Source organism: Actinomycetospora sp. NBRC 106375, assembly GCF_030269665.1.
Lineage (GTDB): Bacteria > Actinomycetota > Actinomycetes > Mycobacteriales > Pseudonocardiaceae > Actinomycetospora.
This window is the reverse complement of sequence record NZ_BSTS01000004.1, coordinates 211,835-236,889: the sequence shown is the minus strand read 5'-3', so window position 1 is coordinate 236,889 and position 25,055 is coordinate 211,835. Positions and strand designations below refer to the sequence as shown.

The following is a 25,055-nucleotide window of genomic DNA, read 5'->3' as shown; positions in this document are numbered from 1 at the left end:
CGCCCCGGTCGAGCGTGTGGCATGACGGACACGAAACGTCAGCGGTGGCCCACCGCTGACACTCAGCCGCCCGCGAAGGGCGGGAGGACGTCGAAGACCGCGCCGTCGGCGAGGACGGTCGACCGGTCGTGCACGGCGACCTCGTCGAGCAGGTAGCTCGCCGCGCCGAGCACGCGGGCCAGGGCGTCGCCGTGGTCGGCGGCGAGAGCGGTGACGAGGTCGGCGACCGTGGCGCCGGCGGGGAGCGCGACGGGCTCGCCGCGGGTGCCGGCAGCTGCCTTGGCGCCGGCGAAGTACCGCACGGACACGGTGACGGTTCGGGCGCCGGTACGGACGTCGGTCGGGGCGCTCATCATCCTCCGATCGCACTCATGGGCCGGTCGGGCTGCAGGAACCCGGGGTCGTCGATGCCGTGGCCGGCCTTCTTGCCCCACATGGCCACGCGCCAGGCGTCGGCGATCTCGTCGTCGGTGCCGCCGCCGCGCAGGAAGCTTCGCAGGTCGTTCTCGGTCTGCGAGAACAGGCAGGTGCGGACCTGGCCGTCGGCGGTGAGCCGCGTGCGGTCGCAGGTGCCGCAGAACGGGCGGGTCACCGAGGCGATGACGCCGACCTTCGCGGGCGACCCGTCGGGCGCGGTCCACCCGTCGACCAGGAAGCGCTCGGCGGGGGCGCCGCCGCGCTCGGCCGGGTCGTCGGTGAGCGTGAATCGGGTCCGCAGCGACGCGAGCACCTGCTCGGCGGTGATCATGCGGTCGCGCTGCCAGGAGTGCCCGGCGTCGAGCGGCATCTGCTCGATGATGCGCAGCTCGTAGCCCTCGTCGAGGGCCCACGCGAGCAGGTCCGGGGCCTCGTCATCGTTGAGGCCGGGCATCAGCACCGTGTTGACCTTGATGGGGTCGAGGCCGTGCTCGCGGGCGGCGCGCAGCCCGGCGAGGACGTCGTCGAGCCGGTCGCGCCGGGTGATCTCGGTGAAGCGGTCGCGGCGCAGGGTGTCGAGCGAGACGTTGACGCGGTCCAGGCCCGCCGCGGCGAGCCCGGCGGCCCGCCGGGTCAGGCCGAGCGCGTTGGTGGTCACCGACATCTCCGGGCGCGGTGCCAGCACCGCGGTGGCCGCGACGATGTCCTCGAGCCCCTTGCGCAGCAGCGGCTCGCCGCCGGTGAAGCGGATCTCCGCGACGCCGAGCCGCTCGACCGCGATGCGCACCAGCCGCACGACCTCGTCGTCGGTCAGCGCCTGCTCGCTCGGCATCCACTCCAGGCCCTCGGCGGGCATGCAGTAGGTGCAGCGCAGGTTGCAGCGGTCGGTCAGCGACACCCGCAGGTCGGTCGCCACCCGTCCCCAGGAGTCGACCAGGCGCGCGTCGGCGGGACGTCCGCTGGTGTCCGTGGTGGTGGCGGCGGCCCCGGGAACAGCCGGTACGCCGAGGTCGAGAACGGTCATCACGATCCACCCTAACCGCGTCGAGGACCCGTCGTGAGCGACGTCTCCGCAGGTCGGAGGCCCCCTCCGCAGATGCGGGGATCACGCCCGGAGATCAGGAGCACCTGCGGGGGCCGATGCGGAGAAACAGTCCGATCGGAGAGGCACCGGTGGCGCCGGACCGGACCGCGTGGGTCCTCGAGTGCCCGCCGTGGCGCGGGCCCACACGTCGATGTCCACATCCGTGGTTGCGCACTTTCAGGCGACAGAAGCCCGCAACTGCGGAGAACAATTGGTGATTCATGGAGCAGATGCGGAGACAGTGGTGGTGCTCGTCATCACCGACCTCAGGGAGTCACCACCGTGACCGTCACCGCCGACGCCCGGACCGAGCTCGACCGGACGCGATTCTTCATCAACGGCGAGTGGGTGGAGCCGCGCGGCACCGAGCAGGCACTCGCCATGTTCAAGCTGCCCCCGGCCCTGGCCGCCGGCTGCACCATGGTGCTCAAGCCCTCGCCCGAGACCGCGCTCGACACCTACGTCTTCGCCGACGTGGCCCAGGAGATCGGGCTCCCGCCGGGCGTGCTGAACATCGTCCTCGCCGGGCGCGAGGCCGGGGCGTCGCTCGTCACCGCGCCGGGCGTCGACAAGATCGCTTTCACCGGCTCCACGCGCGCCGGCCGCGAGATCGGCGCCGAGTGCGGCCGCCTGATCCGCCGCTGCACCCTCGAGCTCGGCGGCAAGTCGGCGTCGATCTTCCTCGAGGACGGCGACCTCGACACGTTCCTGCGCGCCATGCCGACCTCCTCGTTCATGAACAACGCGCAGACCTGCACCACCGCGTCGCGCATCCTCGCGCCGCGCTCGCGCTACGACGAGGTCGTGGACGCCGTCGCGCAGTTCTCGCGCGACCAGGTCGTCGGCAACCCCCTCGACCCGGCGACCACCGTCGGGCCGATGGCGTCGCAGACCCACCTCGAGCGGGTCCTCGGCTACATCGACGTGGGCCGCAACTCCTCGGCCCGGCTCGTCACCGGCGGCGGCCGCGGCGACCAGGACCGCGGCTGGTTCGTCGAGCCGACCGTGTTCGCCGACGTCGACAACTCGGACCAGCTGGCCCGCGAGGAGGTCTTCGGCCCGGTCTTCGCGGTGATCCCGTTCGACTCGGACGACGATGCGGTCCGCATCGCCAACGACTCGAACTACGGCCTCGGCGGCTCGGTCTACTCGGCCGACGAGGACCGCGGGCTCGACGTGGCGCGGCGGATCCGCACCGGCACGATCGGCGTCAACCGCTACGACATCGACCTCGGGGCGCCGTTCGGCGGCATGAAGGACTCGGGCATCGGGCGCGAGCTCGGCCCCGAGGGCATCAACAACTACCTCGAGTACAAGTCGATCTACGCCCCGGCGAGCAAGCTGGGCTAGGACGGACTCCGGCTAGGGTCCGGACCACGACGGCCGGCACCGCGTGCCGTCGTGGTCCGGGACCGGAGGAGACGCCGTGGAATCCGCGATCGACCGGCACCTGCAGTGCCCGCGCACGCTCTCGCGCCGGGCGCCCGACGACTACCGGCCGCCCTTCCCGATCGTCGTCGCGCGGGCGTCCGAGGACGTCACGCAGGTCGTCATGGCCTACGTCGGGGTGCAGTACCGGGACGGCGAGCACCGGTGGGAGGCGCTGGAGGCGCTGCGCCGCATCGTCGACGACTTCGCCCTCGACGACGGCCCCGGCCACCACGACACCACCGAGCACCGCGACGCGGCGGGGTACGACAACCTCGTCGCCGTCGGCTACTGGCGCGACCCCGCGGCGTACCGGCGCTGGCGCGACCACCCGCAGGTGGCCGGCCGCTGGGAGTCCGACGAGCGGATCGACGGGCTCGGGTTCTTCCGCGAGGTCGTCGCCCCCCGCGTCGACCGCTTCGAGACGCTCTACCCGTTCGCCGACGACCTGCCGGGGGTCGGCGCGGTCATGGACGGCGTCAGCGGCGAGGTCAGCGAGCACGCCTACTGGGGGTCGATGCGCGACCGGGTGCCGCGCTCGCAGACCGACCGGATGGCCCCCGACGGCACGCTCACGGCGCTCCCCGACCCTGCGCGGCCCGACCGCGTGGTGGTCCGGGGCCACGACAACGTCGCCCTGATCCGCTCCGGGCAGGACTGGTCGCGCACCGAGCCCGGCGAGCGCGAGCTCTACCTCCACGACGTCGAGCCCGAACTGCGGGAGGCGATGGACTTCCTGCGCGACCGCGGCGAGCGCGTCGGCTGCTACAGCAACCGCTACGTGCGCAACATCGACCTCGACGGCCACCCGCTCGACCAGACCTACGCGATCAGCCACTGGCGCTCGCTCGACCGGCTCGAGCGCTGGGCCGAGTCCCACCCCACCCACCTGAGCCTGTTCGTCGCCTACGTCCGCCGCGCCCGGCGGCTGCCCCTGCTGCGGCTCTACCACGAGGTCTCGGTGGTCGAGGCGGCCGACCAGTCCTACGAGTACGTCGGCTGTCACCCCGCGACAGGGATGCTGCGGGACGCCGAGTCGATCATCTGACGAGGCTGCGCGCGGCGGCCCGCGCCAGATCGGCGGCCGTGGCCGCGTCGTCGTCCGGCGAGGGCCGCGGCCCGTCGGTGAACGCCTCGAGGAACGCGGTCATCTGGCACGCGCCGAGCAGGAGCAGCGCGGCCGCGCGGGGCGCGACGGCGGCGTCGACACGTCCGGCGTCGCCCTCCGCAGCCAGGTAGGACGCGACGGCGTCGACGGCGACGTGCGGGCCGGTGCCCAGGCGGTCGAGCGCGGCGCGGTGGGCCGCGAACACCGTCGGCTCCGAGAACAGCGACGCGCCCAGGGGGAAGGTCTCGCGGTAGAACGCCAGCGCCTCCCCGGCCACCTCGGCGAGGACGTCCTCGACGGCGGCCGTGCCGACGCGCTCGGGCAGGCGGTCGAGCACCTCGCCCAGCCGCGAGGGCACGCGCTCGACGAGCACCGCCACGAAGAGCGCCGTCTTGTCGTCGAAGTGCTTGTAGAGCGCCGCCTCCGAGAACCCTGCCTCCCGCGCGATCTCCTTGGTCGTGGCCCGGGCGACCCCACGCGAGCGCATGACCTCGAGGGCGGCGTCGAGCATGCGCTCCCGCGTCGTGCTTGACCGGTGGGAGGGCACGGTCCCATCCTAGGTTGGTGAGCACTCACTAACAACAGGAGGAGTCATGCGACTCGTGGTGCTGGGAGCGTCCGGCGGGACCGGGCGCGAGGTCGTGACGCAGGCCCTCGCCGACGGTGACGAGGTGGTCGCCGTGGCCCGGGCGGGCTCGGAGGTCCCCGCGGGAGCGACCGTGGTGCGCGCGGAGATCAGCGACGTCGAGACGCTGGCGGAGGCGGTCGCGGGGGCGGACGCCGTCGTGTCGGCCCTCGGGACCCGCGGCCGCGGCCCCACGAGCGTGTGCACCGACGGCGTGGGCGCGGCGATCGCCGCGATGCGGCGCACCGGGGTCCGGCGGCTCCTCGTGGTCAGCGCGTCCGGCCTGCCGGGCGAGGGTGACGACGCGGCCCTGCGCTGGCTGGTGAAGCCGGTCCTGCAGCGGATCCTGCGTCACCACTACGCCGACCTGACGCGCATGGACGAGATCGTCCGGGCGAGCGACCTGGACTGGACGATCGTGCGTCCGCCGCAGCTCACCGACGGGCCCCGCACCGACCGCTACCGCCGCGCCCTCGACCGCCACGTCGCGCGCGGGCACCGGGTGGCCCGTGCCGACCTCGCGGCCGAGCTGCTCCGGCTCGCGCGCGAGGCCGGCGTCGACGGCGCCGTGGGGCACCTGGTCGCGGTCGCCGACTGATCGTCGCGCTCCCTCGGACGGGTGACACGCCGGGTCCGCGGTTCCCGGGGCCGGGCCCGGGCCGCCACTACCGTCGATGACCATGTCCACCGGTCGGCGCCGCCGGGGCTGGCTGCTGCCGACCGTGCTCGTGATCGTGCTCGTCGTGGGTGCGGCGGGGGTCGCCGTCCTGCTGCGCGAGCCCCAGCTCCTCGGTCCCCGGACGTCGGTCGTGCCCGTCGTGCGCGGTGACGTCGTCGCCGCGATCTCCGCCCCGGGCGCCGTCCGCAGCGCCGGCGAGGCGGAGGTGTCGTTCGCGGTCAGCGGGACCGTGGAGAGCATCCCGGTCGCGCCGGGGTCGGTCGTGCGGCAGGGCGACGTGCTCGCCACCCTCGACGACGGCCCGACGCAGGCGCGCCTGACGGCCGCCCAGAGCGCCGTCGCGGCCGACCTCGCCGAGGTGACCGCCGCCCGGGCGCGGGTGCCCGCCGACCCCGCGCTGCTCGGGCGGCTGGAGGCGACCGCCGCCCGCGACCGCGCCGACGTCACCGAGGCGAGCCGCGTCCTCGACGGCACCGTCCTGCGCGCCCCGCGCGACGGCACCGTCACCGCCGTCGCGGGGCAGGTCGGCGACCGCGTGCTGGCCGGCGAACCGACCCCGGACGACGCCGCCGACCGCCGCCCGTTCGTGCGCCTCGCGGACCTGGGCGCCCTCGTCGTCCGTGCCGCCGTGCCACCCCGCGACGTCGCCCGGGTCGCGGCCGGGCAGCCCGCGGTCGCGACGGTCGACGGCGCCGGCCCGGCCGTCGAGGGCGAGGTCGTCGGCGTCGAGCCGGCCCCGGGCCCGGACGGTGCCTACGGCGTCACGGTCGCGACGGTCTTCCCGCCGCCCGCGATGCGCGTCGGGCAGGTCGGCGACGTCCGCATCGAGGTGTCCCGGGCCGTCGGCGTGCTCGTGGTGCCGCCCGAGGCCGTCCGCGTCACCGGCCCCGGGCGCGGCACCGTGCTCGTCCGCGGGCCGGACGACCGCGCCCCGGACCGCGTCGTCGCCGTCACCACCGGCCTCGCCGACGCGGTGTCGATCGAGGTCCGCGACGGCCTGCGCGCGGGCGACCGCGTCGTCGTGGCGCGGCCCGTGGCGTCGGTGCTGCCGTGACCGACCACCGTGACGACGAGCCGCGGGACTGGGACACCGGGCCGCGGGACTGGGACACCGGGCCGCGGGACTGGGACACCGGACCGCAGGACCGGGACACCGGCTCGCGGGATCGCGAGACCGGTCCGCGCGAGTACGAGACCGGGGCGGGGGACGGGGAGACCGGTCCGCGGGGGTACGCCACCGGGTCCCGGAGCCCGTCGCGGTACGTGCCGCCGCCACGGCCCCGGCCGCGGCGCTGGGTGACGGCGCTCGGCGTGCTCACCGTGTTCGTGCTCGGCGTCGCGGGCGGCGTGGTCGCCGACCGCTACCTCGCCGTCGGGTGCCCGACGTGTGCACCGCCCGCGGGCGAGGGCGTGCCCCTCGTGGGCTTCCTCGAGAGCTCGTCCGACGGTCTGCTGGCGGTCCGGACCCCCGACGGGCGGCTGGTGCCGGTGCGCACCTCCGTGGCCACCCGCCTCGTCGACCAGGCACCCCGCCCCGGGCTCGTGTCGACCCTGCCCCGCGGGACGCGCGTGAGCGTCCTCGGCGTGCCGGACGCCGACGGCACGCTCACCGCGCAGACGGTCGGCGTCCCCGGCTGAGCGGAGCACGACGGATCACGGCCGGTCAGAAGGCGTGGCCGAGCCAGTCGACGAGTCGCGAGCCCCACCACGAGTCCGGGGCCGCCGGCTGCGCGGCGTCCGGGACCGCGCGGGCCGTCGGCAGCGGGAGCGAGGGCAGCGGCAGCCCGGGGACCAGGCCGCCGGGGAGGAGTCCGGGCGCCGCCGTCGGCGCCGAGGTCGGTGTCGTGGTGCAGGTCGGGTCGCGGTGCGGCGGGGTCCGCCGGCCCGGGGTCGTGGTGCACGTCGGGTCCGCGGGACGCGAGGTGGTCGTCGTCGTGGTCGTCGTCGTGCTCGTCGGCTCGGTGGTCGTCGTCGGCTCGACCGTGGTGGTGGCCGGCTCGGCCGTGGTCGTCGTGGTGGGCCGGGCCGACGTGGTCGTGGTGGTGGGCTGCGCGGTCGTGGTGGTGGTGGTGGTGGGCCGCGCCGTGGTGGTCGTCGTCGTGGGCTGCGCCGACGTGGTCGTCGTGGTCGGTTCCACCGAGGACGTCGTGGTCGTCGGCTGCGCCGTGGTGGTCGTGGTCGTCGGCTGCGCTGACGTCGTCGGTGTGGTCGTCCTCGGTGTGGTCGTCGTCCGGGTGCTCGTGGGGGTGCTCGACGGCGGGGCGGCGGAGGTGGTCAGCCACAGCCCGCGCAGGACGGGGCTCGCGCCGTCGGCGGCGCGGCGCAGGAGCACGCGCACCGACAGCTCGGTCGTGGGCGAGCCGAGGGTGGCGGTCTCGCCGCGGGGGAGGGTGATCCACGGACCCCAGGAGCCGTCGGTGCGCAGCCCGCGCGCCTCGACGACGACGGAGCTGCCGGAGGGGACGTCGGCCGTCGCGTCGCCGGCGACCCGGTCGATCACACCCCGGGTCCGCCGCGGCGACAGCACCAGCTCGCCGGACCGGTCACCCGCCGCGGCGAGGCGCACGGCACCGTCGACGAGCTCGACGCCGCGGTCGTCGCCGCCGTCGACGGCGAGCTCGGCGGCCCAGCTCTCGGCGGGGGCCGGCGAGGGGGTGGCCGCGACGGCGGGCACCGCGACGAACGACAGCAGCGCGGCGAGACCGACCGTGCCGGCGGCGAGGGCGAGGGCGCCGCGGTGCAGCGAACGGGCGGCGTCAGCAGGACGGGACATCGCGGGCCTCCACCAGATCGGCCGGGACGAACTGGGACGGACCCACCCGGATCCATCGGGCACCGACACCGGTCCGGCCGCCGGGGGTGCTCGTCGCGCACTCGAAGGACATGCGGGCCCGGGGCGCGACGACGCCGACGACCGGCGCGTCCGCCACGGGGGCCGACCGGACCTCGAGCCGGGCGTCGCGGTCGAGCGCGCCGCCGGAGGGCCCGGTGCCGGTCCAGAGGTAGGTGACGGTGACCCACGCGTTGTCGGTGAGGCCGAGGTCCTGGCGGAAGGTGCCGTCGGCGAGGTCGATGCCGGCCGGGTTGGTGACCTGCCGGCCCGACGCGTCGCGCCCGCCGTTGTAGCCGTCGCTGTGCGCGGCGTCGGCCTCGGCCCGCCCGCGGGGCAGGTCCTTGAACTCCTGGCGCTGGCCGACCGGGCTCCAGTAGTCGTCCTTGGTGTTCCACGGGCCGACGTCCCAGACCGGCGCCCAGGTGCAGCGGGTCGCGCTCGCGCAGACGCGCACGGTGTAGTCCCCGACGTCGCGGGGGGCGAGGCTGCGCCGCGAGGGCAGGGCGACGAACCGGTCGTCGGGCGCCACCTGGTGGCCGTTGGCGGTGCGGTTGCCGACCAGGCCGATCCGGGTCGCGTAGACCCGCGAGGTCAGCGGCGTCGTCTCCGGGGCGGCGAAGGCGACCGGTCCGCGGTCGGCGGTCAGCCACAGCCGCGCCACGGCGGGCCCCGAGCCGTCCGGGGCGGCGACGAGGGTGACCCGGATCTGGACCTCGGTCGTCGGCTCGGAGAGCCGCGCGGGCTCGTCGGTGCGGGCCTCGCTCCACTGCCCCCACGTGCCGTCGTCGCGCAGACCGCGCGCCGCGACGATCACCTGCGCGCCCGCGGGCACGTCGGCGGTCACGTCGGCGGCGACCCGGTCGGTCACGGCCGCCGGGCGCCGCGGGGCGAGCAGGAGCTCCCCCTCGGCCGGCTGCTCGCCGGAACTGGTCTGCCGGGGGTCGAGGTCGGCCAGGCGGACGGCGCCGTCGCCGGCGACGACGTTGGTGTCGTCACCGCCGTCCACGGCGAGCTCGGCGGCCCAGGTCTCGCTGGTCGGCACGGCGCCCGCCGGGGGCGCGGCCACCAGCACCCCCAGGAGTGCCCCCGCGGCCGCGACGAGGACCCCGAGCCCCCGCCGTCCCACCCGCGAACCCGTCCCCGCCCGGACCCCTGCCCGGCCTGCCGGCATGACGCTCCCCACGCACCGGTCCTCGTCGGGTCGAGGACGCCCGCGCCCATGCAAGGTCGGGAACTCTGTGTCGACAAGTGAAAGCCGGGAGACGCATGTGGGTGATAGACGGCCGGGGGACTTACAACGCTGTGATTTTCTTGATCCGGAGCCGGTGCGTCGCCGCCCCTTCTTTCACTCTGATGAGGTACGCCTAGTCGAGTGATCGACGGCGGGGGAACCACCGCGACGTGCGTCGTCCACGACGAACGTCCTCAGGCGCGACGACGGCTGCAGCTGCTCGTCGGATCGGTCGTGGGCACCGACGGGGTGGCCGCGGCCGAGGACGCCGACGACCTGCTCGACCGGCTCGGGGCGACCCCGCGCGCGATGGCGGTCCTGGGGCTCGCCGAGAGCGAGCCGACCGGGCTCGCCGTCGTGCGCCGGGTGCTCGCCGACGCACCGGGGACCGCGGTGCTCGTGGCGGGCTCGGCGGAGGCCCACGCGCCCGCCCAGCTGGCGCTCGCCGAGGGCGCCGCGGGGTTCCTGCGCTGGGACGCCCCGCGGGCGATGATCCGCACCCTCGTCCGCAGCGTCGCGACGACGGCCGCCGGCGAGGACCTGCTGCCGCGCCCGGCCCTGCCCGGCGACGCGGTCGCCGGGAGCATCGCCGTCGACGGCAGCCTGCGCGACGTCGTCGTCGACCTCGAGGCCCAGCGTCGCCTGGAGCTGTCGGTGCGCGAGGTGCAGGTGCTGATCGGGGTGAGCCGCGGGCTGACCAACGCCGACATCGGCAAGCGGCTCTACCTGTCCGACCACACGGTGAAGTCGCACACCGGGCACCTGTTCCGCAAGCTCGGCGCGAGCGACCGCGCCCAGGCGGTCAGCCACGCCTGGCGCCTCGGGCTCTTCGTCCCGGCGCCGACCACCCGCAAGGCCGGCGTCTGACCCGTACGTGAGCGAACTTCGGGGCTATAGCCCCGAAGTTCGCTCACGTACGCCGGTCAGCCGTGGGCCTTGAGCTCCTGACGGGCGACGGAGCGCAGGTGGACCTCGTCGGGGCCGTCGGCGAGGCGCAGGGCGCGGGCCCAGGAGTAGGCGTAGGCGAGCGGGAAGTCGTCGGAGACCCCGCCGCCGCCGTGGATCTGGATCGCGCGGTCGATGACGTCGCATGCCATCCGCGGGCAGATGACCTTGATGGCCGCGATCTCGCTGGCCGCACCGCGGGAGCCGACGTTGTCGATCAGCCACGCCGTCTTGAGCACGAGCAGGCGGGCCTGCTCGATCTCGATGCGGCTCTCGGCGATCTGCTCGCGCACGACGCCCTGCTCGCCGAGGGTCTTGCCGAAGGCGACGCGCTCGTTGGCCCGCCGCACCATCGCGTCGACGGCGCGCTCGGCCATCCCGATGAGGCGCATGCAGTGGTGGATGCGGCCGGGGCCCAGCCGCGCCTGGGCGATGGCGAAGCCGCCGCCCTCCTCGCCGAGGAGGTTCGTCACCGGAACGCGGACCTCATTGAGCTCGAGCTCGCAGTGCCCGTGCTGGTCCTGGTAGCCGAAGACCGGCAGCGGGCGGGTGATCGTCAGGCCCGGGGCGTCGCGGGGGACGAGCACCATCGACTGCTGGCGGTGCGTCGGGGCGTCCGGGTCGGTCTTGCCCATGACGATGAAGATCTGGCAGCGCGGGTCCGCGGCGCCGGAGATCCACCACTTCTTGCCGGTGATCACGTAGTCGTCACCGTCGCGGGTGATCGAGGTCGTGATGTTGGTGGCGTCCGACGACGCGACGGCCGGCTCGGTCATCGCGAACGCCGAGCGGATCTCCCCGGCGAGCAGGGGCTCGAGCCAGGCCTGCTTCTGCTCGACGGTGCCGAACAGGTGCAAGGTCTCCATGTTGCCGGTGTCGGGCGCCTGGCAGTTGATCGCCTCGGGGGCGATCACCGGCGACCAGCCCGACACCTCGGCGACCGGCGCGTACTCGAGGTTGGACAGCCCCGAGACGTCGGGCAGGAAGAGGTTCCACAGACCACGCCGGCGGGCCTCGGCCTTGAGCTCGTCGACCACAGGCGGCAGGTCGTGCTCGGCGGTCGTCCCGCGCCGCTCCTCCCGCCAGGCGTCGTAGACCTTCTCGGCGGGCAGCACGGCCTCGTCGAGGAAGGCCCGCATGCGGTCGGTGTAGTCCTGCGCCGCGGCACTGGGTGCGAAGTCCACGCCCGCACCTTCCCACCGCACCGGTTCGGGGCGCGAGCGCCGGCGGCCGACGTCGATCACCGGACATGCGGCGCACTCGACCCTGTACAGGCGCACGAACGGTCCTACACTGCCCGCTCGTGACGCACTTCCGGATCGCCGAGGCAGCCCGCCTGCTCGGTGTCAGCGACGACACGGTGCGGCGCTGGACCGACAGCGGCTCGCTGCCGGTCTCCACCGACGCGAGCGGGCGCAAGGTGATCGCGGGCGCCGACCTCGCATCGTTCGCCCGCGCCTCGGCCCACGCCACCCCCGACCCGTCGGGGGTGGGCCGGTCCGCCCGCAACCGCTTCGTCGGCCTGGTCACCGAGATCGTCAGCGACAAGGTCATGTCGCAGGTCGAGATGCAGTGCGGCCCGCACCGCGTCGTGTCCCTGATGAGCACGGAGGCCGTCGAGGAGCTCGGGCTCGAGGTCGGGTCGCTCGCGGTCTCGGTCGTGAAGGCGTCACACATCATCGTCGAGACCCCCGGAGGTATGGCGTGATCAGCGCCCGCAGGCTCGTCCTCACGGCGCTGGCCGCCGCCGTCACGCTCGGCGTCGCTGCCTGCGGCAGCAGCGGTGGCGAGCAGCAGCAGGCGGCCCCGGCCCGCACGCTGACGATCTCCGCCGCCGCCTCGCTGACCGACGTCTACAACCAGCTCAAGCCCCAGTTCGAGCAGGCCCACCCCGGCACCACGGTCCGCTTCAACTTCGGCGGGTCGGACACGCTGGCCCAGCAGGTCGTCCAGGGCGTGCCCACCGACGTGCTCGCCACCGCGAGCCCGAAGACGATGCAGACCGCCCAGCAGGCCGGCCGCATCGAGGGCCAGCCGGTGACCTACGCGGCGAACTCGCTGCAGATCGCCGTCGCGCCCGGCAACCCGAAGCAGATCGCGAACCTGCAGTCGCTGGTCGGCCCGCAGGTCACCGAGGCGATCTGCCAGCCCACCGTGCCGTGCGGCCAGGCCACCCAGGCCGCCGAGCGGGCCGCCGGCGTCACGCTCGACCCGGTCAGCCAGGACCCCGACGTCCGGACCGTGCTCCAGCGCGTGACCACCCGCAACGTCGACGCGGGCATCGTCTACGTCACCGACGTCAAGGCCACCAACGGCCAGGTCCAGGGCGTCGACTTCCCGCAGGCCAGCGCGCAGGGCGCCGGGCAGACCTACCCGATCGGCGTCGTCGCGGGCAGCCAGAACGCCGACCTCGGCCAGCAGTGGATCCAGTTCATCACCGGGCCGCAGGGTGACGCCGCCCTGACCCAGGCGGGCTTCCAGCTGAAGTGACGCGCGCCGTCACCCGCACGGGCCGGGGGAGCCGGGGGAGCACGGTCTCCCTCGCGCTGCCCTGGCCCGTGTGGGTCCCCGCGGTGGTGGCCTTCGGGCTCATCGCGGTGCCGGTCGCCGGGCTGATCGTCCGGACGGACTGGCCGAACTTCGCGGCGCTGGTCACCACCGATGCCGCACTCGACGCGCTCTGGCTCTCGCTGAAGACCGGGCTCACGTCGACCGCACTGTGCCTGGTCCTCGGTGGGCCGCTGGCGCTCGTGCTCGCGCGGTCGAACATCCCCGGCCTGCCGTTCCTGCGCTCGGTCGTGCTGCTCCCGCTCGTCCTGCCCCCGGTCGTCGGCGGTCTGACGCTGCTCTTCCTGCTCGGGCGCACCGGCCCGCTCGGCCAGCTGCTGAACGCATGGTTCGGGATCACGGTCCCGTTCTCCACCGAGGCCGTGGTCATCGCCCAGACCTTCGTCGCGATGCCGTTCCTCGTCGTCAGCCTCGAGGGCGCGCTGCGCACCGCCGGCGAGCGCTACGAGGTCGTCGCCGCGACCCTCGGGGCGTCGCCGCTGACCGCGCTGCGCCGGGTGACGATCCCCGTCGTGCTCCCCGGCCTGATCTCGGGGTCGGTGCTCGCCTTCGCGCGGGCGCTGGGCGAGTTCGGCGCCACGATCGCGTTCGCCGGCAACCTCCAGGGCACCACCCAGACGCTGCCGCTGCTGATCTACATCCAGTCGCAGAACGACCTCGACGGCGCCGTGGCCATGTCGCTCGTGCTCGTCGTGGTCGCCGTGCTCGTCATCGTCGCGACCCGGACCCGGGATGTGTCGGGGGTCCGGTGAAGCCGCTGTCGTCCTACCTCCGCCGACCGCCCGAGGCCGCCTCCGACGGGTCGGGCCTGGCCGCCCGGGTGACGACGCGGCGGGGCGGGTTCACGCTCGACGTCGACCTGCGGGTCGAGCCCGGCGAGGTCGTCGCCGTGCTCGGGCCGAACGGGTCGGGCAAGTCGACGCTGCTCGGGACCCTCGCCGGGCTCTACGCGCCCGAGGACGCGCGCGTCACCCTCGGCGGCCGGGTGCTGCTCGACAGCGCCGACGGGACCGCGGTCCCCGCCCACCGCAGGCGGGTCGGCATGCTCAGCCAGCAGGCGCTGCTGTTCCCGCACCTCAGCGTCCGCGACAACGTGGCCTTCGGCCCGCGCTGCGCCGGCCGCCCGCGCCGCGAGGCCGCCGCGGGTGCGCGCCGCCGCCTCGACGACGTCGGGGTGGGCGAGCTCGAGGACCGCCGCCCGGCGGAGCTCTCCGGAGGGCAGGCCCAGCGGGTGGCGATCGCGCGGGCGCTCGCGACCGAGCCGGAGCTCCTGCTGCTCGACGAGCCCTTCGCCGCCCTCGACATCGACGCCGCGCCGGCCGTGCGCTCGGTCCTGCGCCGCCTCGTGCGCGACACCGGCCAGACGACGCTGCTGGTGACCCACGACGTCGTCGACGCCGTCGTGCTCGCCGACCGCCTCGTGGTGCTCGCCGAGGGCCGGATCGTCGAGCAGGGGCCCACGGCCGAGGTGCTCGCGCGCCCCCGCTCCGCGTTCGCCGCCCGGATCGCGGGGCTCGACCTCGTCACCGGCGTCGCGGCCGACGGCGGCCTGCGCACCCCCGACGGCGGCACCGTGTTCGGCGCCGCCTCCGAACCCGTCGACGACGGCGAGCCCGCCGTGGCGGTCTTCGCGCCGACCTCGGTCGCCGTGCACCGCGAGCACCCCGAGGGCAGCCCCCGCAACGTCCTGCCCGTGCGCCTGGCCGCCCTGGAGCCGCAGGGTCAGGTGGTGCGCCTGCGCGCCGCGGCCGTCCCCCAGGGCCCACCGTGGGCCGACGGCCTCGCCGCCGACATCACCCCGGCCGCGGTCGCCGAGCTCGGCGTCGAACCGGGCGACGACCTGTGGTTCGCGGTGAAGGCCACCGAGGTCTCGGTGCACCCGCGCAGCCGCTAGAGGTCCTGCGGGCCCCCGAACAACGGCTCGTCGACGGCGCGGATCTCCTGGCTCGGCAGGCCCTCGGGATGGGTGCGACGCACCTCGTCCAGCGCCGAGAGCGCGATGTCGAGGTGGTGGCGCTTGGAGGCCTCGTAGAACTCCTGGGCGCCGGCGGCGAGCTTGGGCGAGCCGTGCAGGGGCTTGTCCGAGACGCACAGCAGGGTCGCGTTGGGGATCCGGTAGCGGAACCCGTTGGCCGCGATCGTCGCCGACTCCATGTCGACCGCGACGCTGCGGCTCACCCGCATCGCCGCGAGCGTGGCCTGCTGGGTGAACTCCCAGTCGCGGTTGTCGGTGGTGTGCACGATGCCCATCCGGTAGGGCCGCCCGGCCTCGGCGAGCGCGTCGAGCAGGAACGTGTTGAGCCGGTGGTGCGGGATCACGGGCACGTCGAGCGGCAGCGCCTCGTCGAGGACGTGGTCGGCGCGCTGGTAGCCCGTGGCCAGCACGAAGTCGCCCTTCTGCTGGTGGTTCCGCAGGCCGCCGCAGTGCCCGATCATGATCATGGTGTCGGGGCGCAGGACCGCCACGTGGTCGGTGGCGGTCTTCGCGTTGGCCGGCCCGACGCCGATGTTCACGAGGCTCACGCCGTCGCCGGCCTCGGTGCGGTGGTGGTACGCGGGCATCTGGGCACCGTCGCGCGCGGGCCGGTCGGCGTCGGGGAAGCGCTCGAGGAACGCCTCGACGTGCATCGCGTAGTTCGTGAACAGCACGTGGCGCTGGAACGCCGCGGCCGGGGTGCCGGTGTAGTGGCCGATGCGGTCGAGCGAGAGCGCCATCCGCTCGGGGGAGAACAGGAACAGCTTCTTCGACCGGGTGTCGACGCGGTCCTCGTCGAGGGCGGCGAAGAAGGCGGGGTCGTCGAACGGGGGTTGGCTGCGCGAGGGGCGGGCCGTGATCCGCGCGCCCGCGGCGAGCAGCGACGCCAGCTCCCGGCACAGGTAGCGGCGGATGGCCGCGGCGCGGGCGAACTCGCCGGACAGGCGCGGGTTGTGCGCCGACCAGGGGCGCTCGACCACGAGCTCGCCGTACCAGCCCGCCTCGTCGGCGTCGGCGAGCGTCTCCACGAGCTGGTCGGTGGCCTTCTCGCGATCCTCGGCGGAGAGCGCGCCGCCGTCGACGGTGACGGGCTGGGGTCCGGACATGCCCGCATCGTCCCAGCCGGACGGCGGCGAGGACGTCGACGGTCCACCGCACGTCACGGGCGTGTGTCGCGACGCGACCGCCACGGCGGGCCCGCGTCACCGTCCTGTGAACACGACGTTGCACGCCTTCCGCCCCGCGTCGCGGCCTGCCTAGCGTCGGGCGGTGAGTGGTTCGACCAATCGGCCACTCGAACCACGGGGGACGATCCAGGGAGCGGGCGGATGACCGATCTGCTGCTGCGGTCCGCGCAGGTCACGGGCAGGGACGCGCCGGTCGACGTGGCCGTGGACGACGGCCGGATCACGTGGATCGGCGATCGCTTCCCGGGCGCCGCGCGCCGTGTCGTCGACTGTGCCGGGGACGCCGTGATCCCCGGGCTGATCGAGCCGCACCTGCACCTCGACAAGGCCCTGCTCGACGCCGAGAAGCCCAATCCGGACGGCACACTCGCCGGGGCCGTCGCGGTCACGGGCGAGCTCAAGCGCGGGTTCACCCACGAGTCGGTGCGGCGCCGGGCCGGACAGGTCCTGGAGCAGGCCGTCACGCACGGCACGACGGTGATCCGGGCCCAGCCCGACGTGGACACGATCGTCGGGCTCCTGGGCGTCGAGGTGATGCTCGAGCTGCGGGCGACCCACGCCGACCTCGTCGACCTGCAGGTCGTCGCGTTCCCGCAGGAGGGCATCCTCCAGCGGCCCGGCACCGAGGACCTCCTCGTCGAGGCGCTCCGGGCCGGCGCCGACGTGGTCGGCGGCTGCAGCTACATGGAGCCGACGGTCGAGGAGTGCCGCGCCCACGTCGACCGGGTCTTCGCCCTCGCCGAGCGCTTCGGGGTCCCCGTCGACATCCACGCCGACCTCGCCGACGACACGAGCGACCCCCGCTTCGCCCTCGCCGGGCACATCGCCGACCGGACCCGGGCCCACGGCATGGCCGGCCGGGTGACCGTCGGGCACGTGACGTCGCTGGCGAGCCTGGGTGCCGACGCGCGCAAGCGGGCGATCGCCGACCTCGCCGACGCGGGCGTCGCCGTCGTCGTGCTCCCCGCGACCGACATGCACCTGGGCGGGCGGTCGGACGACGGGAACGTCCGCCGCGGGATCGCCCCCGTCCGCGACCTGCTCGACGCCGGCGTCCGGACCGGGCTGTCGTCCAACAACGTCCGCAACGGCTTCACCCCGTTCGGCAACGCCGACGTCCTCGACATCGCGCTGTTCCTCGCGCAGACCGCCCACCTCGGCCGCCCGGACGACCTGGCCGACCTGGTGCGGATGGCGACCGAGGACGCCGCCGCCATCGTCGGCATCGGCGACCGGTACGGCCTGCACGTCGGCGCCGACGCCGATCTCGTGGTGCTCGCCGCCCCGACCGCCACCGACGCCCTGCTCGACCGCGCGCACCGCCGCGTGGTGATCAAGCGGGGTCGCATCGTCGCGACCACCGAGCACACGAGACGGCTGCACCGCGCGGCCGACGGACACAGGTGATCCCCGTGCGACTCCGCATCCCGAACGAGATCTTCTCCTCGATCCTCGCCGCCACGACGGCGTTCATCGGGGGCAACGCGCTGCACCTGCCGGTGTGGGCGATCTTCATCGGCTGGGCGGCGACCTACCTCGCCGGCGGCCCGCAGCGCGCCACGTTCCGCGCGCTCTACCCCACGATGGCCGCCGGCGCCACGTTCGCGCTGGTCATCGTCCTGCTCGACACGGCCCTGGCGCCGAGCGACGGGCAGCTCGCCCAGAACGCGGTCCTCGCGCTGCTCATCCTCGTGGTCAACACCGCGCTGATGTACTCCGGGCGCACACGGCTGCTCGCCCTGATCCCCGGCATGTTCCTGGGGTTCGCATCGTACTTCGCGACCATGTTCGGGGGCTTCGGGTTCGCGCCGGAGAACCTCCTGGCCGCCTGGGTCTCGGTGCTGGTGATGCTCGCCCTCGGCCCGCTGTACGCGCTGATCGCGCACGCGGTCACCGCGCCGCGCGAGGAACGGGCCCTCGAGCCCGCGGACGCCCGGTGACCACACCCCTGCCCCGGCGCCCGGGGGTCGGCGTCGAGATCGCCGCGCACCTCGAACGCCTCATCGCCACCGGTGAGCTCGCGCCGGGCGCCCGGATCCCCCCGGAGCGCGCGCTGGCGGAGCGGTTCGCGGTCTCGCGGGGGTCGGTGCGCGACGCCCTCGGGCACCTGGAGAGCAAGAGCCTCGTCGAGCGCGTCCAGGGCCGGGGCACGGTGGTCACCGCGGCCCCCGTCCGCGCGGGCGAGCTCTACGCCGGGCTGGACGAGACCGAGAAGGAGCTGGCCGACGTCGCCGAGCTGCGGGCGGTGGTCGAGCCGCGGATCGCCGAGTTCGCGGCGCTGCGGGCCACCGCGTCGGACCTGCTGGTGATGGAGGAGATCCTGCGCGCCTCGAGCGAGGCGCTCGCGGTCGCCGAGTCGGTACGCCTCGACGTCGAGTTCCACTCCGCGCTGGCCCGCGCGAGCCAGAACCCTCTGCTCGCCACGGTGAACACCCTGGCGTGCTCCTGGACCGGCGACGTGCGGCGGCGCTCGCACACCACCCGGCGCGCGCGGCGCGTGTCGATCGAGGGCCACCGCGCGATCCACGCCGCCGTGCGTGCCCGCGACGGCGAGGCCGCCCGCCGGGCCATGGCCGACCACCTCACCGCCGTCGCGGCCCTGACACGTCTCGCCACGGAGGGGACCGGAGAATGATCGCCGACAGGATCGCGCGGGCCCTCGCCGACGTCCCGCCCGTACCGCCCGGGGCCGACGGCGTGCTCGCGGCGACGCCGGACACGGTGTCATGGGGCTGGCTGCCGAGCGGCGCCGACCGGCCGGTGCTCACCGTGGCACCGGGCGCCGAGGTCCGGGTGGACACCATCAGCCACGAGGGTGTCCTGGAGGACCAGGGCCGCGACCCCGTCGCCTTCTTCGGCGGGCTCGGCGTCCCGGACGGCGCGGTGCTCGCCGACGCGCAGGCGCTCGCCGCGTCGGGGATGCCGCACGACCCGCGCACCGACGGCCCGCACGTCGTGACCGGCCCGATCGCGATCGAGGGCGCGCGGCCCGGCGACGTCGTCTCGATCACGGTGCGCGAGCTGGTCCCGCGGGTGCCCTACGGCATCGTCTCCAGCCGGCACGGGCTGGGCGCGCTGCCAGGCGAGGTGATCGGCGACGACGCCGTCTTCAGCGCGTTCTGCCTCGTCGAGGACGGCCGCGGGTCGACCGCCCGGCGCGCGGGCGCCCCGGACGACCGCGTCCGCTTCCCGCTCGCGCCCTTCCTCGGCGTCATGGGCGTCGCCGCACCGGAGCGCCGGCACTCGGTGGCGCCGGGGCCGCACGGCGGCAACGTCGACGTGCCCCTGCTCGGGGTCGGGGCGACGCTGCACCTGCCCGTCCTCGTGCCCGGCGCCGGGGTCTACGTCGGCGACCCACACTTCGCGCAGGGCAACGGCGAGGTCGCGCTCACGGCGTTCGAGGCGCCGCTGCGGGCGACGCTGCGCCTGGACCTCACCCCGGGCGACGAGTTCGGCCCGCGCGAGAGCCCGCTCGCCGGCCCCCTCGCCGAGACCCCCGAGCTGTGGATCCCGATCGGGCTCGACCGCGACCTCGACGAGGCGATGCGCGTCTGCGTCCGGCACTCGATCGACCTGCTGACCGGCCGCTACGGCATGGACCGCCGCCACGCGTACGCATACCTCAGTGCCGCGGCCGACTACGCGGTGTCCCAGGTCGTCGACGACGTCAAGGGCGTCCACGGCACGATCCGCAAGGCCGACCTCCGGTGACCGACCCGTCGGTATGGCGGGTGCACGGGCCGCCGCTGCGCGCCGGCGGGACGGGTCCGCTCGCGGGCCGCCGGGTCGCGGTGAAGGACGTCCTCGCGGTGCGCGGGCAGCTCCTCGGCGCCGGGAACCCGACCTGGCTCGCGGCGCAGGAACCCCGGGTCGCCGACGCCGCCGCGGTGGCCGCGCTGGTCGGGGCCGGCGCCGAGCTCACCGGGATCGCGCAGACCGACGAGTTCGCCTACAGCCTCGCGGGGACCAACGCCCACCACGGCACGCCGCCCAACCCCGCCGCACCCGGCCGCATCTCCGGCGGGTCGACGAGCGGCCCGGCGAGCGCCGTCGCGCTCGGCGAGGCCGACATCGGGCTCGGGACCGACACGGCGGGCTCGATCCGCGTCCCCGCCTCGTACCAGGGGCTGTACGGGCTGCGGACGACCCACGGCGCGCTGTCGACCGCGGGCGTGCTGCCGCTCGCCCCGTCCTTCGACGCCGTCGGCTGGCTCGCCCGCGACGCCGACCTGCTCGGGCAGGTCGCCGAGGTCGTCCTGCCCGGCGCACGGCGCGCGCCGCTGACCCGCGGCGTCGTGGTGCCGGCGCTGGTCGACTTGGCTGAGCCCGCGGTCGCGGCCGCGTTCTCCGGCGCCGTCGCGGGCCTCGGCCTCGCCGCGGTCGACCGGGCCGATCTGGACGCGGAGGTGCTCGCGACGTGGGCGGTGGCGTTCCGCACGGTCCAGGGTCACGAGGCGTGGGCGGCCCACGGCGCCTGGGTCGACGCCCATCCCGGCGCGCTCGGGCCCGACGTCGCCGCCCGCTTCGCGGTGGCCGCGCGGGTCGACGACGCGTCCTGCGCCGCCGCCCGCGCGACGCTCGCGGACGCGTGCGTGCGGCTGCGCGCCCTGCTCGCCCCCGGGACGGCGCTGCTGCTGCCGGCCGCCTCCTCGCCCGCGCCGCCCCGGTCCGCGCCGCCGGGCGCCCCGGAGATCGAGCGTGCGCGGGCCGCCACGCTCGGGCTGACGTGCCTGGCCGGCGTCGCGGGGGCGCCGGCCGTCTCGCTGCCCCTGCTGCGGGTCGACGGCGCCCCGGTCGGGCTGTCCGTGGTCGCGGCCCCGGGAGCCGACCGCGACCTCACCGACCTCGCGGCGACGATCAGCCGACCCCCGCGGGTGTCATCCGCGCGGTGAGCTGCTCGACGCCCGGACCCGTCAGCGCGTCGAGGCCGGCCGGACGCCCCGTGGCGACGAGCAGGAGCTCCCCGAGCGGGCCACGGACCTCGGGCCCCTCGCCGCGCGCCCAGTCCGCGTCGGTCGCGACGAGCCGCAGGCCCGCGAACCGCCGCCGCGCGCCGTACATCGCGGTGGCGCACACGGCGTCGACGACGAGCAGCACCCGCTCGACGGGCATCGGCCGGACGAGACCGAGCGGGCGCGCGATGTCCTGGCCGTGGACGAGGACGTCGTCGAGCGGGTCCGTGGGAGCGCTGATCCCGAGCCGGTGCGGGACGGCCGCGGTGGCGCGCAGGCGCTCCAGCAGCTGGGCGGGCTCCCGCGCCGCCGCCCGCTCCCGCGCGTGCCGGTCGAACACCGCGTCGATGTCCCCGCGGGCGCGTGCCACCTCCCACAGCAGCGGCGCCGAGCGGATCTCCACGGAGAAGGTCAGGTGGGCGAGCACGTCGTGGGCGGTCCACGACCCGCACAGCGAGGGCGTCGCCCACGCGGCGTCGTCGAGGCCTTCGAGCTGGTCGGCGAGATCGCGGCGCTCGGCCGCGACGTGGGGGAGGAACGCGGTGACGTAGCGGCGCTGGGCGGATCGCACGGCTGACCCCTCTCGGTCGGGTTCGACGGGAGTGGGACGGCCCGTGAAGGCCGAACTCATCGCACCGAACGTCCGTTCGGCTGGTGACGATCGCCGGGCGACGTGACATCGTGGCGGCGACCACAGTGCTTTCCCCGGAGGTCCCTCTCGTGACGGCGCCCGCCCAGCCCTACGTCCCCAGCTACACGTCCGGGACGTCGGACATCCCGCTGCTCGGCGACACCATCGGCGACAACCTCGACCGCACCGCCGGCGCGCGACCGGACGCCGAGGCGCTCGTCGACCGCGCGCGGGGCGAGCGCTACACGTGGGCGCAGTTCATCGCGGAGGTCGACGCGCTGGCGCTGGGCCTGCTCGACCTCGGGGTGGCGGTCGGCGACCGCGTCGGGATCTGGGCGCCGAACTGCGCGCCGTGGACGCTGCTGCAGTACGCGACGGCCAAGATCGGCGCGATCCTGGTCAACATCAACCCCGCGTACCGCACCCACGAGCTCGCGTTCGTGCTCGACCAGGCCGGGATCTCGCTGCTCGTGGCCGCGAGCAGCTTCAAGACCTCCGATTACGTCGCGATGATCGACGAGGTGCGGGCCGAGCGGCCGGCGCTCGAGCGGGTCGTGATCATCGACTCGGTCGAGTGGGCCGCCCTGTTCAACCGCCAGGGCGACGTGGCCCGCGTCCGCGAGGTGTCGGCCGGGCTGTCGCCCGACGACCCGATCAACATCCAGTACACCAGCGGGACCACCGGGTTCCCGAAGGGCGCGACCCTGTCGCACCACAACATCCTCAACAACGGCTTCTTCGTCGGGCAGCTCATCGGTTACTCCGACGCCGACCGCGTGTGCATCCCGGTGCCCTTCTACCACTGCTTCGGCATGGTCATGGGCAACCTCGGCTGCACCAGCTCCGGGGCGACGATGGTCATTCCGGCGCCCGGCTTCGACCCGACGGCGACGCTCGAGGCCGTCGCCGCCGAGCGCTGCACGTCGCTCTACGGCGTGCCGACGATGTTCATCGCCGAGCTGGGGCTGGAGAACTTCGAGTCCTACGACCTCGGCAGCCTGCGCACCGGGATCATGGCCGGCTCGCCGTGCCCGATCGAGGTGATGAAGCAGGTCGTCGAGCGGATGGGCATGAGCGAGGTGGCCATCAGCTACGGCATGACCGAGACCAGCCCGGTGTCCACCCAGACCCGCGTCGACGACTCGCTGGACCGCCGCGTCTCGACGGTCGGCCGCACCATGCCGCACCTCGAGTCGAAGATCGTCGACCCGGAGACCGGCCTGACGGTGCCGCGCGGCACCCCCGGCGAGCTGTGCACCCGCGGCTACTCGGTGATGCTCGGCTACTGGGAGCAGCCCGACAAGACGGCCGAGGTGATCGACCGGGCCCGCTGGATGCACACCGGCGACCTCGGGGTGATGGACGACGAGGGCTACATCAACATCACCGGCCGCATCAAGGACATGGTCATCCGCGGTGGCGAGAACGTGTACCCGCGGGAGATCGAGGAGTTCCTCTACACCCACCCCGACATCGTCGACGCCCAGGTCATCGGGGTGCCCGACGAGCGGTACGGCGAGGAGCTCATGGCGTGGGTGCGGATGAAGTCCGGCGCCGAGCCGCTGACCGCGGAGGCCGTGCGCGAGTTCGCCACCGGCAAGCTCGCGCACTACAAGATCCCGCGCTACGTCCACGTCGTCGACGAGTTCCCGATGACCGTCACCGGCAAGGTCCGCAAGGTCGAGATGCGGGCCGAGGCCGTCGAGCTGCTCGGGCTCTCGGGGGCCCCGACGGCCTGACCGTCACGCCGGGAGCATCGTGACCCCGTGCGCCGTCGTGTGCTCCGCGACGGCGGCGGGGTCCGGCGGTCCGTCCGCGGTCAGGCGGCTCATCCCGCGCAGGAACTCGACCTGGCTGCGCCCCGTGACGACGACGACCATGCGGGCCGGCGCCGCGGACGCGTTCCGATAGCAGTGCGGCGTCCCGGCGGGGATCCACACCGGGCCGCCGTCGGTGTCGCGGACCTCGTCGCCGACCTCGATCGTCACCGTGCCGGCGACCACCGCGAAGAGCTTGTCGGCGGCCAGCGTGTGACGGGGCGACCGTGCTCCCGGGGCGAGGTCGAGCTGGAGCGCCTCCCAGGCGTCGCCGGTGGTGTCGCCGCCGGCGAGGACGGTGGCCTGGGCGCCCATCAGCGGGAACGAGTCGACGGTCCGAGCGTTCATCGTGTACTCCGAGTCAGCGAGAAGGGGTTGCTGCTGCCTCGACAGTAGGAATACTGGGTGACGGGGCTCGATCCCCAGTTCCAGGGGGGTACGGATCGTGACGACGCTGGCCGACCGTCTCCTGCCCGCGCTGGACCCGTCCGCCGGCCACGCGACGTTGCGCCGGACCGCCGCCGGCGTGGTCGACCGGGTCGTGGGCCACGACCTCGCGGTCTGGGCGACGGTCGATCCCGCGACGGCCATGACCACCTCGTGCGTCCTGCACGGCGCCGACCGCGACCCGGCCCTCGAGGCCGAGGTGTTCGCCCACGAGTACGGCGCGGAGCCCGAGGTCCTGCGGTTCAGCGACCTGCTGGCGGGCCCGTTGATCGACACCGTGCACCGGGCGACGGACGGTGACCCGGCGCGCAGCGCCCGGCACCGCGAGACCCTCGCGCCGCGCGGGTTCACCGACCACCTGCGCCTCGTGCTCCACGACGGGCGCACCCCGTGGGGAGCGGTCGAGCTCCTCCGGGCGGACGGGGTGTTCACCGCCGAGGAGGTCGCGGCGCTGGCCGCGGTGAGCCGGCCCGTCGCGGTGGCCCTGCGCGAGGCGCTGTTGGGCGCCCGTGCGACCGGGGCGGCCGACGCGGCGCTGGCGCCGCTGGAGGTCGACGGCTCGGGGCTCGTGCTGTGCGGGTCCGACGGCCGGGTCTTCGACGTCAGCGACGAGGCCCGCGCCCTGCTCGGCGCCGCGGACGGGGACGTGCGTCTCCCCCCGGTGGTCGCCGCCCTCGTGGCGGGCCGGCGCGGCGCCGCGCCCGCGACGCGCACCGTGCACGCCCCGACCGCCGACGGGCGGTGGCTGAGCTTCACCGCCACCGCGCTCGGCGGCCGTGTCGCCGTGGTCGTCGACCCGATCCGTCCCGGACGGCTGGCCGAGCTGGTGGCGCGCGCCCGCGGCCTGTCGGGCCGCGAGCAGGACGTGCTCGCCCAGCTCGCGCTCGGGCGGTCCAACCGCCGGATCGCCCGCGCGCTCGGTCTCTCGGAGTGGACCGTGCAGGACCACGTCAAGGCGGTGCTGGCGAAGTTCGGGGTCTCGGGGCGGGCCGAGCTGCAGGCCGCGCTCTTCCTCGGCGCCTACGCCGATCTGCACGACGGCGGATGAGATCCGCCGCCGCGGAGGGGATTTCGGGGTGGCGTCGCGGGGATAGGCTGGGCGTCAGCGCTCCGGCCGGTCGCCGGGGC

General features: G+C 75.0%; 26 protein-coding genes. 17 read left to right on the top strand and 9 right to left on the bottom strand.

Annotated elements, in window-relative coordinates:
* Positions 1–62: 62 nt before the first annotated feature.
* Positions 63–353: a MoaD/ThiS family protein gene (locus QSK03_RS08975; protein WP_285650661.1), complete on the bottom strand. Its 291-nt coding sequence runs from the start codon at positions 351–353 to the stop codon at positions 63–65.
* Positions 353–1,441 (bottom strand): GTP 3',8-cyclase MoaA, encoded by a 1,089-nt coding sequence (gene moaA, locus QSK03_RS08970; protein WP_285650658.1) that lies wholly within the window; start codon positions 1,439–1,441, stop codon positions 353–355. The genes QSK03_RS08975 and moaA overlap by 1 nt, the downstream gene beginning before the upstream one ends.
* Before the next feature lie 342 nt (positions 1,442–1,783).
* Here moaA and QSK03_RS08965 point away from each other — a divergent pair, with 342 nt between their 5' ends.
* Together QSK03_RS08965 and oxdA are read left to right on the top strand one after the other, a co-directional pair.
* Positions 1,784–2,851, top strand: a complete 1,068-nt coding sequence (locus QSK03_RS08965) for an aldehyde dehydrogenase family protein (RefSeq protein ID WP_285650655.1) — start codon at positions 1,784–1,786, stop codon at positions 2,849–2,851.
* Between the two features lie 76 nt (positions 2,852–2,927).
* The gene (gene oxdA / locus QSK03_RS08960) at positions 2,928–3,977 is read left to right on the top strand and encodes an aliphatic aldoxime dehydratase (protein ID WP_285650653.1); all 1,050 of its coding nucleotides are present in this window, start codon (positions 2,928–2,930) and stop codon (positions 3,975–3,977) included.
* Here oxdA and QSK03_RS08955 read toward each other — a convergent pair.
* Positions 3,970–4,584 (bottom strand): TetR/AcrR family transcriptional regulator, encoded by a 615-nt coding sequence (locus QSK03_RS08955; RefSeq protein WP_285650651.1) that lies wholly within the window; start codon positions 4,582–4,584, stop codon positions 3,970–3,972. The genes oxdA and QSK03_RS08955 overlap by 8 nt on opposite strands.
* 46 nt (positions 4,585–4,630) lie before the next feature.
* Between QSK03_RS08955 and QSK03_RS08950 the strand changes: the two genes are divergently transcribed.
* The 3 genes from QSK03_RS08950 to QSK03_RS08940 all read left to right on the top strand — a co-directional run bounded on the left by QSK03_RS08950 (position 4,631) and on the right by QSK03_RS08940 (position 6,979).
* A complete protein-coding gene (locus QSK03_RS08950; protein ID WP_285650648.1) occupies positions 4,631–5,260 on the top strand; it encodes an NAD(P)-dependent oxidoreductase in 630 nt (209 codons plus the stop codon).
* Positions 5,261–5,342: 82 nt separating this feature from the next.
* Positions 5,343–6,395, top strand: coding sequence for an efflux RND transporter periplasmic adaptor subunit (locus tag QSK03_RS08945; RefSeq protein WP_285650644.1), 1,053 nt, complete (start codon positions 5,343–5,345; stop codon positions 6,393–6,395).
* Positions 6,392–6,979, top strand: a complete 588-nt coding sequence (locus QSK03_RS08940) for a hypothetical protein (RefSeq protein ID WP_285650642.1) — start codon at positions 6,392–6,394, stop codon at positions 6,977–6,979. Before QSK03_RS08945 ends, QSK03_RS08940 begins: the two co-directional genes overlap by 4 nt.
* A gap of 25 nt (positions 6,980–7,004) precedes the next feature.
* Here QSK03_RS08940 and QSK03_RS08935 read toward each other — a convergent pair whose 3' ends face one another.
* Both QSK03_RS08935 and QSK03_RS08930 read right to left on the bottom strand, forming a co-directional pair.
* A complete protein-coding gene (locus QSK03_RS08935; RefSeq protein ID WP_285650640.1) occupies positions 7,005–8,114 on the bottom strand; it encodes a hypothetical protein in 1,110 nt (369 codons plus the stop codon).
* Positions 8,098–9,300: a DUF8814 domain-containing protein gene (locus QSK03_RS08930; protein ID WP_285650638.1), complete on the bottom strand. Its 1,203-nt coding sequence runs from the start codon at positions 9,298–9,300 to the stop codon at positions 8,098–8,100. The genes QSK03_RS08935 and QSK03_RS08930 overlap by 17 nt, the downstream gene beginning before the upstream one ends.
* A gap of 339 nt (positions 9,301–9,639) precedes the next feature.
* Here QSK03_RS08930 and QSK03_RS08925 point away from each other — a divergent pair, with 339 nt between their 5' ends.
* The gene (locus tag QSK03_RS08925) at positions 9,640–10,272 is read left to right on the top strand and encodes a helix-turn-helix transcriptional regulator (protein ID WP_285650632.1); all 633 of its coding nucleotides are present in this window, start codon (positions 9,640–9,642) and stop codon (positions 10,270–10,272) included.
* Between the two features lie 56 nt (positions 10,273–10,328).
* On the opposite strand, the gene QSK03_RS08920 is transcribed toward QSK03_RS08925, so the two are convergent.
* Positions 10,329–11,534: an acyl-CoA dehydrogenase family protein gene (locus QSK03_RS08920; protein ID WP_285650628.1), complete on the bottom strand. Its 1,206-nt coding sequence runs from the start codon at positions 11,532–11,534 to the stop codon at positions 10,329–10,331.
* Positions 11,535–11,653: 119 nt separating this feature from the next.
* On the opposite strand from QSK03_RS08920, the gene QSK03_RS08915 reads away from it, so the two are divergent.
* Genes QSK03_RS08915 through QSK03_RS08900 form a run of 4 tightly spaced genes read left to right on the top strand, consistent with a single transcriptional unit; the run spans position 11,654 to position 14,812 of the window.
* Positions 11,654–12,058, top strand: a complete 405-nt coding sequence (locus QSK03_RS08915) for a TOBE domain-containing protein (protein WP_285650625.1) — start codon at positions 11,654–11,656, stop codon at positions 12,056–12,058.
* Positions 12,055–12,840 carry a molybdate ABC transporter substrate-binding protein gene (gene modA / locus QSK03_RS08910; protein ID WP_285650623.1) on the top strand — a complete coding sequence of 262 codons (786 nt, stop codon included), beginning with the start codon at positions 12,055–12,057 and terminating at the stop codon, positions 12,838–12,840. Before QSK03_RS08915 ends, modA begins: the two co-directional genes overlap by 4 nt.
* Before the next feature lie 56 nt (positions 12,841–12,896).
* A complete protein-coding gene (locus QSK03_RS08905; RefSeq protein ID WP_285650919.1) occupies positions 12,897–13,670 on the top strand; it encodes an ABC transporter permease in 774 nt (257 codons plus the stop codon).
* The gene (locus QSK03_RS08900; RefSeq protein WP_502872148.1) at positions 13,667–14,812 is read left to right on the top strand and encodes a sulfate/molybdate ABC transporter ATP-binding protein; all 1,146 of its coding nucleotides are present in this window, start codon (positions 13,667–13,669) and stop codon (positions 14,810–14,812) included. Before QSK03_RS08905 ends, QSK03_RS08900 begins: the two co-directional genes overlap by 4 nt.
* On the opposite strand, the gene QSK03_RS08895 is transcribed toward QSK03_RS08900, so the two are convergent.
* A complete protein-coding gene (locus QSK03_RS08895; protein ID WP_285650621.1) occupies positions 14,809–15,999 on the bottom strand; it encodes a phosphorylase family protein in 1,191 nt (396 codons plus the stop codon). The two genes, QSK03_RS08900 and QSK03_RS08895, sit on opposite strands and share 4 nt — an antisense overlap.
* Positions 16,000–16,221: 222 nt before the next feature.
* Here QSK03_RS08895 and QSK03_RS08890 point away from each other — a divergent pair, with 222 nt between their 5' ends.
* Genes QSK03_RS08890 through QSK03_RS08870 form a run of 5 tightly spaced genes read left to right on the top strand, consistent with a single transcriptional unit; the run spans position 16,222 to position 20,972 of the window.
* Positions 16,222–17,487, top strand: a complete 1,266-nt coding sequence (locus QSK03_RS08890; protein WP_285650619.1) for an amidohydrolase family protein — start codon at positions 16,222–16,224, stop codon at positions 17,485–17,487.
* Positions 17,488–17,492: 5 nt separating this feature from the next.
* On the top strand, positions 17,493–18,020 hold the full coding sequence (locus QSK03_RS08885; protein WP_285650616.1) for a DUF1097 domain-containing protein: 528 nt from the start codon (positions 17,493–17,495) through the stop codon (positions 18,018–18,020).
* Positions 18,017–18,715, top strand: coding sequence for a FadR/GntR family transcriptional regulator (locus tag QSK03_RS08880; protein ID WP_285650613.1), 699 nt, complete (start codon positions 18,017–18,019; stop codon positions 18,713–18,715). The genes QSK03_RS08885 and QSK03_RS08880 overlap by 4 nt, the downstream gene beginning before the upstream one ends.
* Complete coding sequence (locus QSK03_RS08875) at positions 18,712–19,791, top strand: acetamidase/formamidase family protein (RefSeq protein WP_285650610.1); 1,080 nt, start codon at positions 18,712–18,714, stop codon at positions 19,789–19,791. Before QSK03_RS08880 ends, QSK03_RS08875 begins: the two co-directional genes overlap by 4 nt.
* A complete protein-coding gene (locus QSK03_RS08870; RefSeq protein ID WP_285650608.1) occupies positions 19,788–20,972 on the top strand; it encodes an amidase in 1,185 nt (394 codons plus the stop codon). The genes QSK03_RS08875 and QSK03_RS08870 overlap by 4 nt, the downstream gene beginning before the upstream one ends.
* Here QSK03_RS08870 and QSK03_RS08865 read toward each other — a convergent pair.
* The gene (locus tag QSK03_RS08865) at positions 20,938–21,603 is read right to left on the bottom strand and encodes a maleylpyruvate isomerase family mycothiol-dependent enzyme (protein ID WP_285650605.1); all 666 of its coding nucleotides are present in this window, start codon (positions 21,601–21,603) and stop codon (positions 20,938–20,940) included. The two genes, QSK03_RS08870 and QSK03_RS08865, sit on opposite strands and share 35 nt — an antisense overlap.
* Positions 21,604–21,752: 149 nt before the next feature.
* Between QSK03_RS08865 and QSK03_RS08860 the strand changes: the two genes are divergently transcribed.
* Positions 21,753–23,402 carry an AMP-binding protein gene (locus QSK03_RS08860; RefSeq protein ID WP_285650602.1) on the top strand — a complete coding sequence of 550 codons (1,650 nt, stop codon included), beginning with the start codon at positions 21,753–21,755 and terminating at the stop codon, positions 23,400–23,402.
* Between the two features lie 3 nt (positions 23,403–23,405).
* Here the strand turns inward: QSK03_RS08860 and QSK03_RS08855 are convergent, their stop codons facing one another.
* Positions 23,406–23,828, bottom strand: coding sequence for a cupin domain-containing protein (locus tag QSK03_RS08855; protein ID WP_285650600.1), 423 nt, complete (start codon positions 23,826–23,828; stop codon positions 23,406–23,408).
* Positions 23,829–23,925: 97 nt separating this feature from the next.
* Here QSK03_RS08855 and QSK03_RS08850 point away from each other — a divergent pair, with 97 nt between their 5' ends.
* The gene (locus QSK03_RS08850; RefSeq protein WP_285650597.1) at positions 23,926–24,975 is read left to right on the top strand and encodes a helix-turn-helix transcriptional regulator; all 1,050 of its coding nucleotides are present in this window, start codon (positions 23,926–23,928) and stop codon (positions 24,973–24,975) included.
* Positions 24,976–25,055: the final 80 nt, after the last annotated feature.